This window comes from Stenotrophomonas sp. SKA14 (assembly GCF_000158575.1).
Lineage (GTDB): Bacteria > Pseudomonadota > Gammaproteobacteria > Xanthomonadales > Xanthomonadaceae > Stenotrophomonas > Stenotrophomonas forensis.
The window spans coordinates 4,750,315-4,763,833 of sequence record NZ_DS999412.1; the positions used below are offsets into that span (position 1 = coordinate 4,750,315).

Annotated in this window: 10 protein-coding genes; 6 read left to right on the plus strand and 4 right to left on the minus strand. The window is 68.1% G+C overall.

What is annotated here, in order from left to right; genetic code table 11:
* Window positions 1-565 precede the first annotated feature (565 nt).
* Entirely contained in the window at window positions 566-2,665 is a 2,100-nt protein-coding gene (locus tag SSKA14_RS21745; protein ID WP_008267635.1) for a glycosyl hydrolase family 18 protein, read from the plus strand.
* Window positions 2,666-2,780: 115 nt separating this feature from the next.
* On the opposite strand, the gene SSKA14_RS21750 is transcribed toward SSKA14_RS21745, so the two are convergent.
* Both SSKA14_RS21750 and xerD read right to left on the minus strand, forming a co-directional pair.
* Window positions 2,781-3,572 carry a DsbC family protein gene (locus SSKA14_RS21750; RefSeq protein ID WP_004154141.1) on the minus strand — a complete coding sequence of 264 codons (792 nt, stop codon included), beginning with the start codon at window positions 3,570-3,572 and terminating at the stop codon, window positions 2,781-2,783.
* 100 nt (window positions 3,573-3,672) lie between these two features.
* Window positions 3,673-4,650: a site-specific tyrosine recombinase XerD gene (gene xerD, locus SSKA14_RS21755; protein WP_008266298.1), complete on the minus strand. Its 978-nt coding sequence runs from the start codon at window positions 4,648-4,650 to the stop codon at window positions 3,673-3,675.
* 56 nt (window positions 4,651-4,706) lie between these two features.
* On the opposite strand from xerD, the gene SSKA14_RS21760 reads away from it, so the two are divergent.
* A complete protein-coding gene (locus SSKA14_RS21760; RefSeq protein ID WP_040008971.1) occupies window positions 4,707-5,198 on the plus strand; it encodes an RDD family protein in 492 nt (163 codons plus the stop codon).
* Between the two features lie 87 nt (window positions 5,199-5,285).
* Here the strand turns inward: SSKA14_RS21760 and lptG are convergent, their stop codons facing one another.
* Window positions 5,286-6,392 carry an LPS export ABC transporter permease LptG gene (gene lptG / locus SSKA14_RS21765; RefSeq protein ID WP_040008973.1) on the minus strand — a complete coding sequence of 369 codons (1,107 nt, stop codon included), beginning with the start codon at window positions 6,390-6,392 and terminating at the stop codon, window positions 5,286-5,288.
* On the minus strand, window positions 6,389-7,471 hold the full coding sequence (lptF, locus tag SSKA14_RS21770; protein ID WP_008265232.1) for an LPS export ABC transporter permease LptF: 1,083 nt from the start codon (window positions 7,469-7,471) through the stop codon (window positions 6,389-6,391). The genes lptG and lptF overlap by 4 nt, the downstream gene beginning before the upstream one ends.
* Window positions 7,472-7,575: 104 nt before the next feature.
* On the opposite strand from lptF, the gene SSKA14_RS21775 reads away from it, so the two are divergent.
* The 4 genes from SSKA14_RS21775 to SSKA14_RS21790 all read left to right on the plus strand — a co-directional run bounded on the left by SSKA14_RS21775 (window position 7,576) and on the right by SSKA14_RS21790 (window position 13,419).
* Window positions 7,576-9,054, plus strand: a complete 1,479-nt coding sequence (locus SSKA14_RS21775; RefSeq protein WP_008265242.1) for a leucyl aminopeptidase — start codon at window positions 7,576-7,578, stop codon at window positions 9,052-9,054.
* Between the two features lie 82 nt (window positions 9,055-9,136).
* Window positions 9,137-9,562, plus strand: coding sequence for a DNA polymerase III subunit chi (locus SSKA14_RS21780; protein WP_004154132.1), 426 nt, complete (start codon window positions 9,137-9,139; stop codon window positions 9,560-9,562).
* A gap of 72 nt (window positions 9,563-9,634) precedes the next feature.
* Window positions 9,635-12,463, plus strand: coding sequence for a valine--tRNA ligase (locus tag SSKA14_RS21785; RefSeq protein WP_008266939.1), 2,829 nt, complete (start codon window positions 9,635-9,637; stop codon window positions 12,461-12,463).
* Between the two features lie 134 nt (window positions 12,464-12,597).
* On the plus strand, window positions 12,598-13,419 hold the full coding sequence (locus tag SSKA14_RS21790) for an EamA family transporter (RefSeq protein WP_008267628.1): 822 nt from the start codon (window positions 12,598-12,600) through the stop codon (window positions 13,417-13,419).
* Window positions 13,420-13,519: the final 100 nt, after the last annotated feature.

The window sequence follows — 13,519 nt, forward strand, 5'->3', positions numbered from 1 at the left end:
TTTCCGCGACCTGCGGCAGATCCACGCCATGCGTGGATGCTCTGCGGTAATGCCGGCCGCTGGCCGGCAACCAGGGAACATCGGAAATCAGGCATTGAAGAGCGAAGCGACCGGCTTCTGCCTTTGATTTTTTGTTCTGCCTTTCGTGGCTGAGCGCGCAGGAACCTGTCCGTGGCCGGGCGGGTGGGCTGCGCAGGGGCGTAAGCGCCATGGATGGCGCGACCGAGCCTACAAGGACGTATTCACGGCGTCCCCTGCGCAGCCCACCCGCCCGGCCAACCCCCAGAAATCCGCTGTTCGCGGAATGCCCCAGCCACGAGGGGGCTCCGCCGATGGCCGCCGACCGCGCGCAGCGCCGCTCCCCCCCGGATCCCCGAACCATGCGCTCGCTCACGGATTGACCACACGATTGATGACAACGTTGTCCCCACCTGGCGCCGGACTCTCTCCCCGGCCTCCCAGGTACCTCCGTCCGCCCCCTCCGTCGCCTTCCCGGGCGACGCCCGGACCTGCGTCACGCGCGGCGCCATCGGGGCCCGCGCGCCCTTTGATCGGAGACTTACCCATGTACGACCCGATTGTGCGCAGTGCCGAACGTTCGACCCGTAGCTGTCGTCCCCGCCGTCTGGCCTGGCTGCTTGCCCTGGCCGCCGGTACCGCCGCCCTGCCCGGCCTGGCGCAGGCCGCCAGCTGTGCCGGGGTGGCCCAGTGGGACCAAGCCAAGATCTACCGGGCCGGCGATACCCTGCAGAAAGGAGGCGTCCTCTATCGGGCGAACCAGGACATCTGGAACGCGCCGCCGGACCATCCGGCCGGTGCGCCCTACTACACCAATCTCGGTGCCTGCGATGGCAGTGGCAGCAACCAACCGCCGGTGGTCAGCCTGACCTCGCCGGCCAACGGTGCCACCTTCAGCGCCGGCAGCACGATCAACGTGACCGCCAACGCCAGTGATCCGGACGGCAGCGTCGCCAAGGTCGAGTTCTTCCGCGATGGCAGCACGCTCGGCGTGGCCACCAGCGCGCCGTATGCGGCCAGCTGGGCCAACGCCAGCGCCGGCAGCCACACGCTGCGTGCAGTGGCCACCGACAACAACAACGCCACCACCAGCACGCCCACCATCACCATCACCGTCAACGCCGCCGGCGGCGACACCACCGCGCCGAGCGTGCCGGGCGGGCTGGCAGTCGGCACCCGTACCGCCAACAGCATCGCGCTCAGCTGGAGCCCGTCCACCGACAACACCGGTGGCAGCGGCATGGCCGGCTATGACGTGTACCGCAACGGCAGCCTGGTCGGCTCGCCGTCCAGTGCCAGCTACGTCGATGGCGGCCTGACCGCGTCGACCACCTACCGCTACCGGGTGCGCGCCCGCGACAACGCCGGCAATGCGTCGGCACAGGGCACCGAGATCAGTGCCACCACGCTGGCCGGCGACGGCGGCACCACCGGCAAGCGGGTCATCGGCTACTTCACCCAGTGGGGCATCTACGGCCGCAACTACCGGGTCAAGAACATCGACAGCAGCGGCTCGGCCGCACGCCTGACCCACATCAACTACGCGTTCGGCAACGTGCGCAACAACCGCTGCGAAGTGGGCATCACCCAGCCGTCGGATCCGAACAGCGGTGCCGGTGGCGATGCCTTCGCCGATTACACCAAGGCGTTCAGTGCCGCCGAGAGTGTCAGCGGCAGCGCCGATACCTGGGACCAGCCGCTGCGCGGCAACTGGAACCAGCTCAAGCAGCTCAAGGCCAAGTACCCGGGCATGAAGGTACTGATCTCGCTGGGTGGCTGGACCTGGTCGCGCGGCTTCTCCAGCGCGGCGCGCCCGGAAAACCGCCAGGCCTTCGTCGCCTCCTGTATCGACGCCTACATCAAGGGCAACCTGCCGGTGACCGACGGTGCCGGTGGCGCCGGAGCCGCGCTGGGCGTGTTCGACGGCATCGACATCGACTGGGAATACCCGGTGGCCTGTGGCATCGAATGCGGCAAGCCGGAAGACAACGCCAACTTCACCGCGCTGATGGCCGAGTTCCGCCGCCAGCTCGATGCGGTGCGTCCGGGCCTGTTGCTGACGGTGGCGGTGGGTGCCGGCATCGACAAGATCCGCGTCACCGATCCGGCCGCGTACCATCCGTACCTGGACTACATCAACGTGATGACCTACGACTTCCACGGCGCGTGGGATGCGAAGACCAATCACCAGTCGGCGCTGTTCGATTCGCCGAATGATCCGTCCACCGGCGACCAGAAGCTCTACAACAGCAACGATGCCATCGAGGCCTTCATCAGCCGTGGCGTGCCGGCCGCCAAGCTCAACCTGGGCATCGGCTACTACGGGCGTGGCTGGACCGGCGTGGCCAATGCCAACAACGGCCTGTACCAGACCGCCACCGGCGCTGCGCCGGGCACGTATGAAGCGGGCATCGAAGACTGGAAGGTGCTGAAGAACCTGGCCTGGCCGGGCTACACCGACAACACCGCCGGTGCCACCTGGATCTACAACGGCAGCACGCTGTGGAGCTTCGACACCCCGGCCAACATCACCCGCAAGATGGGTTACGTGAAGACCCAGGGCCTGGGCGGCGCGTTCGTGTGGGAGTTCAGTGGTGACGATGCGCAGGGCACGCTGACCAAGGCGGTCAGTGATGGCCTGAAGTAAGGAAAAAGCCGGGGGCGCATGGTGCGCCCCCGGCCTCTGATCTGTAGCGCCGAGCCATGCTCGGCTGTCACAGGTGGAACCGCAGTCGAGCATGGCTCGACGCTACAGTTCCGCGTCAGCGCTTGGCCGACAGCTTTTCCAGCGCCGCGCGCAGCTGTGCCGGCGGCAGGTAGCCACCCAGCTGGGTGCCATCCGGCGCGAAGATCGCCGGCGTACCATTCACGCCCAGCTGCTGGCCCAGCGCGTACTGCATGGCCACCGGGTTGGTGCAATTCTTGGCCGGCACACTGCCACCGCGCTTGGCATTGGTCAGCGCCTGGCGACGATCGGCCGCACACCAGACCGAGATCATGTCGGTGTAATCCTTGCTGCCCAGGCCCATGCGCGGGAACGCCAGGTACTCGACGCTGATGCCGTTGCGGTTCAGTTCGGCAATGTCCTGGTGCAGCTTGCGGCAGTAGCCGCACTCGATATCGGTGAACACGCTGATGGTGTACTTGGCGTTCGGCGCGGCGAACACGATGCGGTCACCATGGTTGGCCTTGGCCAGCAGGTCGCGACGGTAGCCCAGCAGACCTTCGCTGTTGGCCGGGCCCTTGGCACGGGTGTCGTAGGGCTGCGACTGGAACAGGTAGCGGCCATCATCGGACACGTACAGCAGCTGGCCGGAAACGACGACCTCGCGGAAACCGGGGAACGGTGCGGCGCCGATGTAGTCCACCTGGAAGCCGGGATTGAGCGCGGTCAGCGCCGCACGCACAGCCTGGTCGGCCGACGCGTTGCTGGCCGGGCTGGCCTTGGCCGCAGCAGCGGCAGGTGCAGGTGCCTTGGCGGCCGGCGGGGCCGGCTGGGCGCAGGCGGTCAGGCTGAGCGCACCGAGCACGGCGGCGATGGCAAATCGAAGCATGGAGCGGTCCGCGGCAGAAGAAGACCCCGGATTCTGACACAGCCGCCCGCAGCGGGCCGCGACGCCGCGCACGGCCCGGGGCCGGGATTCAGCCGCCTGCTCAGCCGCGCGGGTGATGGCGGGCGTGCAGCTTCTGCAGGTGTTCGCGGGCCACCAGGGTGTAGATCTGGGTGGTCGACAGCGAACTGTGGCCCAGCAGCATCTGCAGCGCGCGCAGGTCGGCACCGCGATTGAGCAGATGGGTGGCGAAGCTGTGGCGCAGGCCGTGCGGGCTGATCCGCGCCGGGTCGATGCCGGCCACCTGCGCGTGGCGCTTGACCAGGTGCCAGAAGGCCTGGCGGGTCAGCGCATGCAGCGTCGGTTCGACGAACAATGGCGTTTGCCCATCCGCCAGGGCCTGCACCCTGCCCTTGCCGACCAGCTGTGGCCGCGACTGCTGCAGGTAGCGCTCCAGCCAATGCTGGGATTCCTCACCCAGCGGCACCAGGCGTTCCTTGCTGCCCTTGCCGGTGACCCGTATCACGCCCTGGCGCAGGTTGACTGAGGTGGCCGGCAGCAGCACCAGTTCGCTCACGCGCAGGCCGGCGGCATACATCAGTTCGAGCATGGCACGGTCGCGCAGGCCCAACGGACGTTCGACATCCGGCGCGGCCAGCAACGCGTCGATCTGGCTTTCGGCCAGCGCCTTGGGCAACAGCCGTGGCAGCTTCGGCGGATCGAGCAGTGCGCTGGGGTCTTCGCTGCGTTCGCCGCGACGCACACCATCAGCGAAGTACGCACGCAGCGCCGACAGCAGGCGTGCGTTGCTGCGTGGCGACCAGCCATGGCGGGTGCGCCAGGCCAGGTAGTCGAACAACCCGGGACGCTCGATGCCGGCCAGGCCACCGTCGCGTCCATCCATCCAGCGCGCCAACCCTTCCAGGTCGCGTCGGTAGCTGTCGAGCGTGGCGCGGGCCAGGCCATTCTCGGCCCAGATCGCATCGAGGAAGCGCTGGATGCGCGCGCCGTCATCGGCGCGCAGTTCCGGCAGTTGCTGCACCAGCTGGCGGCGTTCGGCGGGGGTGGAAACAAGGGCCATGCGTGCAGGATACGAGGGCGACTGCGGACGCGGCCAGCATTGCGTATGCTCGGCGCATGTCCCGCCCTGCCACCGACACGGCCCCAGCGGCCGCTACTGGAATGCCGCGCCCGCGTGCCCTGCTGGTCTGGCGCGTGCTGGCCATGGTCTACGACGCACTGCCGGTGCTGGCACTGTGGATGCTGGCCGGCACGCTGTTCACCCTGGCCTACACCCTCAGCGGCCACGCGCAGCGCGAGAACATCGCCCCGTTCAGTGCCTGGCAGTGGCTGCTGTGGGCGGTGTGCTGGGGTGTTACAGGCGGGTATGCGACGGCCAGCTGGCGCCGCGGCGGCCAGACGCTGGGCATGCGGCCATGGCGGTTGAAGCTCGAATCGAGCGATGGCACGCCGCTGCGGCGCGCGCAGCTGTGGCTGCGCTTCGCGGTGGGCACGCTGTCACTGCTGCTGGGCGGGCTGGGCTTCTGGTGGGCATGGGTCGACCGCCAGCGCCTGACCTGGCACGACCGCGCCAGTGGCACCCGCCTGATGCGGATGCCCAAGCGCTGACCCGCGTTCTGTAGCGTCGAACCCTGCTCGACTCACGCCACGCGCGGACCGCAGAAAACCGCCGGGCCACGCCCGGCGCTGCGGCACTCAGCCCGACTTGCGCCGGAACAGCAATCCGGACACCGCCAGCATCACGATTGGCGGCAGCGCATAGGCGATGCGGTAATCGAACTTCAGCGCGCCGGCCATGCGGCCGAAGAACAGCTGCAGCAACCAGAAGCCCAGCGCGAACAGGATGCCCAGGAACAGGCGCTTGCCCATGCCGCCGCTGCGCAGCGAACCGAACGCGAACGGCACCGCGGCCAGGCACAGCGCCAGCACGTTCAACGGGTAGAACCAGCGGCTCCAGTAGATATCCTCGAAATCACGGGCGTCCAGGCCGTTGCGCTCGCGGTATTCGATACTGGCCCGCAACTCGGTGATCCTCAGGTTGCGCGGCTTGGCGATACCCGCAGCCAGCGCGCCGGCATCCAGGCGGGAATTCCACGGCTCCCGTGCCACTTCCTGGCGCGTGGCCGAGCGCTCGCCGAACGTATCGCGGCGCACGCCGGTCAGCACCCAGCCGTCGCGGTCATGTTCGGCAGTGGCAGCATGGGTGATCGAGGCGATCTGTCCATCTTCGGCGATGCGATACAGACGCACGTCACGCAGGATCAGCCGCGTGCCCTTGTCGCCCACCAGCTGTTCCTCGCCACCGGCAGCGCTGAGGAAGGTATCGCCCTCGCGCGCCCACAGGCCCGAATAACGGGTGGTGGCAATGTCCCGGCCCCACTTGGCGCTGGCCTTCAGCGCATCGGCGCGGTCCTGGCCCCACGGTCCCAGCGTCTCGGCGCTGAATACCATCACGGCGGTCAGCAATGACAGCGCGATCGCCACCGACACGCTCAACCGCCTGCGCGACAGGCCCAGCGCGCGCAGCGCGGTCAGTTCCGAGGTCGCGGCCAGCTGGCCCAATCCCATCAGCGCGCCGATCACCGCAGCCGTGGGGAACATCGTGTAGGCCCGGCGCGGCACGGTGTACAACACCCAGGCCGCCGCGTGTCCCAGCGTGTAGCCGTTCTTGCCGATGTCCTTGAACTCGCCGGAGAAGGCCATCACCACGTCCAGGCCCACCAGCACCGCCCAGGTCAGCAGCACCGTGGTGAACACCGTCCGGCCCAGGTACAGGTCGAAACGCATCGGGCGCAGCCTCATGCGCGGGCTCCCTTCGGTCGGCCCAGGCGGCCATCGCGTGCATACATCCAGATCGACAGCGCCAGCAGCGGCAGGGTCAACCACCACAGGCCGAGCGCGGCCGGTATCTTGCCGGTGGCGATCCAGCCACTGCCGATGAACATCAGGTTGGTCCCCACCATGTAGGCCATCAGGGCCAGCATCATCCGCCCGTAGCGCTGCTGGCGCGGCGAGCTGCGGCCCAGCGGTACGGTCAGCAGGGCAAAGGCCAGTGCGATCAACGGCGGCGCCAGGCGGCGGTGCAGCTGGGCCTGCGCCTGCGGGCGCCCGTCGCCGATCAGCTGCAGGGTCGGCATCAGTTCCGGATCATCCTCGGTCCGGGTCTGCGCGCCATCGGGCAGGGCGACGTCGTTGCGGGCGAAGGTGGCCAGCCGGTAATCCAGCCCGCCTGCGGCCGGGCCTTCCACCTGGTGCCCGTCGTCCAGCTCGAGGAAGCGCTGGCGGGCGCCTTCAAAGAACATCCGGCCACCTGCGGCGGACACCACCTCGATGCGGTCATCCTTCTGCCGCTGCATGAACACCTTGCCCAGCTCGGTGCCGTCGGGTGAGATCGACGACAGGTAGACCACGCCGCCATTGGGCAGCGGGGTGAACCGGCCCGGCTCCAGGCCGGCCATCAGCACGCTGCGGTTGGCTTCAATGATCATCTGCTCGGCCACCCGGCCGGCCCACGGGCCCAGCCACAGCGAGCAGGCACCGACCAGCAGCACCACCGGCACCACCAGCATCAGCAGCGGCCGCAGCAGGCGCTTGGGGCCGACGCCAATGGCAGTGATCACCGCCATTTCCGAGTCGCGGTACAGGCGGGCGATGGCCAGCAGCAGGCCCAGCATCAGTGCCAGCGGGAGGATCAGCGGCAGGTAGGCGATGAACTGCAGGCCCAGCTGCGAGAACAGCAGCTTGGCCGGCAGGCGTCCGTCGGCGATGTTGCCGAGGATGTCCACCAGGACGCCGCCCACGCTGACCACGAGCAGGACGATCAGGGTAGCGAGGAAACTCTGGACGAAATCGCCCAGCAGGTATCGGTCGAGCTTCAACATGGGGCGGTGGTTTAAACTCTGGGGTTCGTTCGCGGTACCGCCCAGTCTACTGTCTGGGCGTAAACGGTCCGCGATTGTACGGACTTGCCAATGGAATCTGCTCAATGGCCCTCGAATTCACCCTGAACCACGTTGCTCCGGCCGCCGCCACCGTTGATTGCCTGGTGGTCGGCGCGTATGCCGACCATACCCTGACTCCGGCCGCAAAGGCACTGGACGCCGCCAGCGGCGGTCGCCTGGCCGCCCTGGCCCAGCGCGGAGACCTGTCCGGCAAGACCGGCGCCACCACCCTGCTGCACGACCTGCCCGGGGTGACGGCCCCGCGCGTGCTGGTGGTCGGCCTCGGTGAGGCCGCCCGCTTCGGCGTGCCCCAGTACCTGAAGGCCGTCGGCGACGCCGTGCGCGCGCTGAAGGCTGGTGCCACCCGCAGTGCACTGTTTACCCTGTCCGAGGTGGCGGTGAAGGACCGCGACGCCGCCTGGGCGATCCGCCAGGCCGTGATCGCCGCCGATCACGCTGCTTACCGCTACACCGCCACCCTGGGCAAGAAGAAGGCCGACGATGCCGGTCTGGCGCAGCTGGCCATTGCCGGTGACGACGCCCAGGCCCTGGCCCAGGGCCAGGCCATCGCCGCCGGTGTCGAGTTCGCCCGCGAACTGGGCAACCTGCCGCCGAACTACTGCACCCCGGCCTACCTGGCCGAAGTGGGCGTGAAGTTTGCCGGCGAGCACGACGGCGCCGAGGCCGAGATCCTGGATGAGACCCAGATGGAAGCGCTGGGCATGGGCTCGCTGCTGGCCGTGGCCCGTGGTTCGGCCAACCGCCCGCGCCTGGTCGTACTCAAGTGGACCGGTGCCGGCGAGGCCAAGCCGTACGTGCTGGTCGGCAAGGGCATCACCTTCGATACCGGTGGCGTCAACCTGAAGACCCAGGGCGGCATCGAGGAGATGAAGTACGACATGTGCGGTGGCGCCAACGTCATCGGCACCTTCGTCGCCGCGGTCAAGGCCAAGCTGCCGCTGAACCTGGTGGTGGTGGTCCCGGCGGTGGAAAACGCCATCGACGGCAACGCCTACCGTCCGTCCGACGTGATCACCTCGATGTCGGGCAAGACCATCGAAGTCGGCAACACCGACGCCGAAGGCCGCCTGATCCTGTGCGACGCGCTGACCTACGCGCAGCGTTTCGAGCCGGCCGCGCTGGTCGACGTCGCCACCCTGACCGGTGCCTGCATGGTTGCCCTGGGCCACCAGACCGCCGGCCTGATGAGCAAGCACGACGACCTGGCCAACGAGCTGCTGGCCGCCGGCGAACACGTGTTCGACCGCGCCTGGCGCCTGCCGCTGTGGGACGAGTACCAGCCGATGCTGGATTCGACCTTCGCCGACGTCTACAACATCGGCGGCCGCTGGGCCGGTGCGATCACCGCCGGCTGCTTCCTGTCGCGCTTCGCCGAAGGCCAGCGCTGGGCACACCTGGACATCGCCGGCGTGGCCAGCGATGAAGGCAAGCGTGGCATGGCCACCGGCCGCCCGGTCGGCCTGCTGAGCCAGTGGCTGCTGGACCAGGTCGCCCGCGCCTGATGCCGTACCCGACCCTGGCCGGCCACCGCCGGCCAGGGCCTCGCCCGGCAACGCCGGGCCCCTGCCTGACCCGGACCCTGCCATGCCCCGCGCCGACTTCTACCTGATCGCCAAGCCCCGCTTCTTGACCGAGCCGCTGCGCCTGGTCTGCGAGCTGGCGCGCAAGGCCAACGACGCCGGGTTGTTCACCCTGGTGCTGGCCCGCGACCAGGCCCAGGCCGAGGAACTGGACGAACTGCTGTGGGCGTTTGATGACGACGCCTACATCCCGCACCAGATCGCCGGCGAGGACATGGACGAGGAAGAAGCCCTGGTGCTGATCGCGGTGCCCGGCACCGAGGCCCCGGCCCGCCCGCTGGTGATCAACCTGCGCGACGATCCCTGGCTGGGCCAGTGCGAGCGCGTGCTGGAGGTGGTCCCGGCCGACCCGGAAGCGCGCGAACCGCTGCGCGAACGCTGGCGCCAGTACAAGGCCGCCGGTTACGACCTGAACAAGCACGACATGTAAGCACGCCCCGGCCCCCTTGATGGGCCGCCGCCGTGCCCTGATCCTTCAACGATTGCCTCCTGGTTCCCCCGCATGACCCAACTCGCCTCCAGCTACGACCCGAAGTCCTTCGAGACCGACCTCTACGAGGCCTGGGAGAAGGCCGGCCACTTCAAGCCGTCCGGCAGGGGCGAGCCGTACACCATCCTGCTGCCGCCGCCGAACGTGACCGGCACCCTGCACATGGGCCATGCCTTCCAGCAGACCCTGATGGACGCACTGGTGCGCTACCACCGCATGCGCGGCTACGACACGCTGTGGCAGGTCGGTACCGACCATGCCGGCATCGCCACCGAAATGGTGGTCAGCCGCAACCTGACGCTGGAAGGCAAGGGTGAAACCCGCGATTCGCTGGGCCGCGAAGGCTTCATCGGCAAGGTCTGGGAGTGGAAGCAGCAGTCCGGCGACACCATCGAGCGCCAGATGCGCCGGCTCGGCACCTCCGCCGACTGGTCGCGCAGCACCTTCACCATGGACCCGCAGCCGTCGGCCGCGGTCAACGAAGCCTTCGTGCGCTGGTACGAGCAGGGCCTGATCTACCGTGGCCAGCGCCTGGTCAACTGGGACCCGGTGCTGAAGACCGCCATTTCCGACCTGGAAGTGGAGAGCGCCGAGGAAGACGGCTTCCTCTGGTCGATCGCCTACACGCTGGATGAAGGCCTGAGCTACGAGCACGTCGAGCGTGATGCCGACGGCGTGGAAACCCTGCGCGAAACCCGCGACTACCTGGTGGTCGCCACCACCCGCCCGGAAACCCTGCTGGGTGATACCGCGGTGATGGTGCACCCGGAAGACGAGCGCTATGCGCACCTGATCGGCAAGAGCGTGGTGCTGCCGCTGACCGGCCGCCGCGTGCCGGTGATCGCCGACGACTACGTCGACCGTGCGTTCGGCACCGGCGTGGTCAAGGTCACCCCGGCGCACGACTTCAACGATTACGACGTCGGCGTGCGCCACAGCCTGCCGATGATCAACCTGTTCACCCCGGTGGCAGCTCTCAATGAGAACGCGCCGGAACGCTTCCAGGGCCTGGACCGCTACGAAGCGCGCAAGGCCGTGCTGGCCGAACTGGAAGACCTGGGCATCCTGGTCGAAACCAAGGCGCACAAACTGCAGGTGCCGCGCGGCGACCGTACCGGCCAGGTGATCGAGCCGTACCTGACCGACCAGTGGTTCGTGAAGATGGACGACCTGGCCAAGCGTGGCTTGGAACTGGTCGAGGACGGCAGCATTTCCTTCGTGCCGCCCAACTGGATCAACACCTACCGCCACTGGATGAACAACATCCAGGACTGGTGCATCAGCCGCCAGCTGTGGTGGGGCCACCGCATCCCGGCCTGGTTCGATGCCGCCACTGGCAGCTGCTACGTCGGCCGCAGCGAAGAGGAGGTGCGCGCGAAGCACAACCTCGGCAGCGAGGTGGTGCTGAACCAGGAAAGCGACGTGCTGGAGACCTGGTTCTCCTCGCAGCTGTGGCCGTTCTCCACCCTGGGCTGGCCGAACGAGCAGGCCATGGCCGAGCGTGGCTTCGATCGCTACCTGCCGTCGTCGGTGCTGATCACCGGCTTCGACATCATCTTCTTCTGGGTGGCGCGCATGATCATGGCCACCGACAACCTGGTCGGGAAGATCCCGTTCAAGGACGTCTACTTCACCGGCCTAATCCGCGACGGCCAGGGCCAGAAGATGTCCAAGAGCAAGGGCAACGTGCTCGACCCGCTGGACATCATCGACGGCATCACCATCGACGACCTGGTCGCCAAGCGTACCGGCGGCCTGATGCAGCCGAAGATGGTGGAGAAGATCGAGAAGGCCACCCGCAAGGAATTCCCGGACGGCATCGCCGCCCACGGTGCCGACGCGCTGCGCTTCACCATCGCCGCGCTGGCCACCCACGGCCGCGACATCAAGTTCGACATGAACCGCGCCGAGGGCTACAAGAACTTCTGCAACAAGCTGTGGAACGCCAGCCGCTTCGCCCTGATGAACACCGAAGGTGCGGCATTCAACGGCGTGCCCAAGCCGCGCACCGATGCCGAGCGCTGGATCCTGGCGCGCCTGGCCGCCACCACCGCCGAAGCGCAGGGCCATTTCGCCGCCTACCGCTTCGACCTGCTGGCACAGTGCCTGTACGAGTTCGCCTGGAACGCGTTCTGCGACTGGTTCCTGGAACTGAGCAAGCCGGCACTGAACGGTGCTGACGCCGCCGACGCCGAGAGCACCCGCCACACCCTGCTGTACGTGCTGGAAGCGCTGCTGCGCCTGCTGCACCCGCTGACCCCGTTCATCACCGAACAGCTGTGGCAGCAGCTGGCCCCGCGCCTGGGCCTGGCCGAGACCACGCTGTCGCTGCGCCCGTACCCGACCGCGGCCGAGTTCGAAGGCGATTTCGCCCAGGCCGAGGCCGACGTGGAGTGGCTGAAGGCGGTGATCAGTGCGGTGCGTCGCGTGCGCAGTGAACTGAATGTCGCGCCGTCCAAGCTGGTGCCGCTGCGCCTTCAGGCCGGGCTGGAACAGGACCGCGTGCGCATCGAGCGCTTCAGTGCCTCGCTGTCGTTCCTGCTGAAGCTGGACAGCATCCAGTGGCTGGCCGAAGGCGAAAGCGCACCGCCGGCTGCCGCCGCGATCGTCGGTGAACTGAAGCTGCTGGTGCCGCTGGAAGGCCTGGTCGATCTTGATGCCGAGCGCGTGCGCCTGGACAAGGAAATCGCCCGGGTCGACGCCGAAAAGGAGAAGAGCGAGACCAAGCTGGCCAAGTTCACCGACAAGGTGCCACCGGCCGTGGTCGAGCAGGAGCGCGTGCGCCTGGCCGACTGGAACACCCAGCTGGCCGGCCTGCGCGAGCAGCGCGCGAAGCTGTAACCGCTGCGCTCTGGTGCGTGCCAACCAAGGTTGGCACCTACCACGGCGGGAGAGGTTGGCACCCACCGAAGCGGAATCGGAAACGCCGGGCGATGCCCGGCGTTTCCATTTGCCCCGCATGGCATCATCGGCGGATGCCGCTTTCCATCTTCCTGCTCGTCCTCGCTGCTGCAGCACTGCATGCCAGCTGGAATGCGATCGTCAAACGCGGGCCGGACAAGTTCCTCGGTACCGTGCTGGTCACCGGCAGCGCCGCGCTGCTGTCGGCCACCGCGTTGCCGTTCCTGCCCTTCCCTGCCGCGCACAGCTGGCCGTGGCTGGCTGCCTCGGTGTTGCTGCAGGTGACTTACTACGGCCTGGTCGCACGCTGTTATCAGCAGGTCGACATGAGCCTGGCCTATCCGCTGATGCGTGGCAGCGCGCCGATCCTGGTCGCGCTGGCCGGCACCCTGCTGGGTGAACGGCTGCCACCTGCGGCCTGGCTGGGCGTGGTGCTGGTCAGCACCGGCATCCTGTGCATGGCACTGGGTGCACGAGGCGGCCAGCTTCGGCTGCCACTGCTGACTGCCGCGATGATCGCTACCTACACGCTGGTCGATGCGCAGGGTGCGCGCCAGTCCGGCAGCGCGCTCAGTTACACACTGTGGTTGTTCCTGCTGTCGGGCATTCCATTGCCGCTGTGGGCGCTGTACACCCGGCGGGGTGCGGTGCTGGCCTATGCGCGCCAGCACTGGCCACTGGGCATGGCCGGCGGCGTCGGCACCACCGCCTCGTATGCGATGGCGCTGTGGGCGATGACCCAGGCGCCGGTGGCGATGGTCTCGGCGCTGCGCGAATCTTCGATCCTGTTCGCGCTGCTGATCTCGGTGTTCGTGTTGCGCGAACGCGTGCCGCGGGTGCGCTGGCTGGCCGCAGGGCTGATCGTTGGCGGGGTGCTGGCCTTGCGGGTGGCCTGAGCAGAGCGTGCCAACCAAGGTAGGCACCTACCACGGCAGGCGATGTGTCAATCATAACGGAGACCCGTCGGTAGTGCCGGCCGCTGGCCGGCAACCCTTC

Coding starts and splice junctions, on each gene's coding strand:
- SSKA14_RS21745 (WP_008267635.1), top strand. CDS start 566: ATGTACGACCCGATTGTGCGCAGTGCCGAACGTTCGACCCGTAGCTGT.
- SSKA14_RS21750 (WP_004154141.1), bottom strand. CDS start 3,572: ATGCTTCGATTTGCCATCGCCGCCGTGCTCGGTGCGCTCAGCCTGACC.
- xerD (WP_008266298.1), bottom strand. CDS start 4,650: ATGGCCCTTGTTTCCACCCCCGCCGAACGCCGCCAGCTGGTGCAGCAA.
- SSKA14_RS21760 (WP_040008971.1), top strand. CDS start 4,707: ATGTCCCGCCCTGCCACCGACACGGCCCCAGCGGCCGCTACTGGAATG.
- lptG (WP_040008973.1), bottom strand. CDS start 6,392: ATGAGGCTGCGCCCGATGCGTTTCGACCTGTACCTGGGCCGGACGGTG.
- lptF (WP_008265232.1), bottom strand. CDS start 7,471: ATGTTGAAGCTCGACCGATACCTGCTGGGCGATTTCGTCCAGAGTTTC.
- SSKA14_RS21775 (WP_008265242.1), top strand. CDS start 7,576: ATGGCCCTCGAATTCACCCTGAACCACGTTGCTCCGGCCGCCGCCACC.
- SSKA14_RS21780 (WP_004154132.1), top strand. CDS start 9,137: ATGCCCCGCGCCGACTTCTACCTGATCGCCAAGCCCCGCTTCTTGACC.
- SSKA14_RS21785 (WP_008266939.1), top strand. CDS start 9,635: ATGACCCAACTCGCCTCCAGCTACGACCCGAAGTCCTTCGAGACCGAC.
- SSKA14_RS21790 (WP_008267628.1), top strand. CDS start 12,598: ATGCCGCTTTCCATCTTCCTGCTCGTCCTCGCTGCTGCAGCACTGCAT.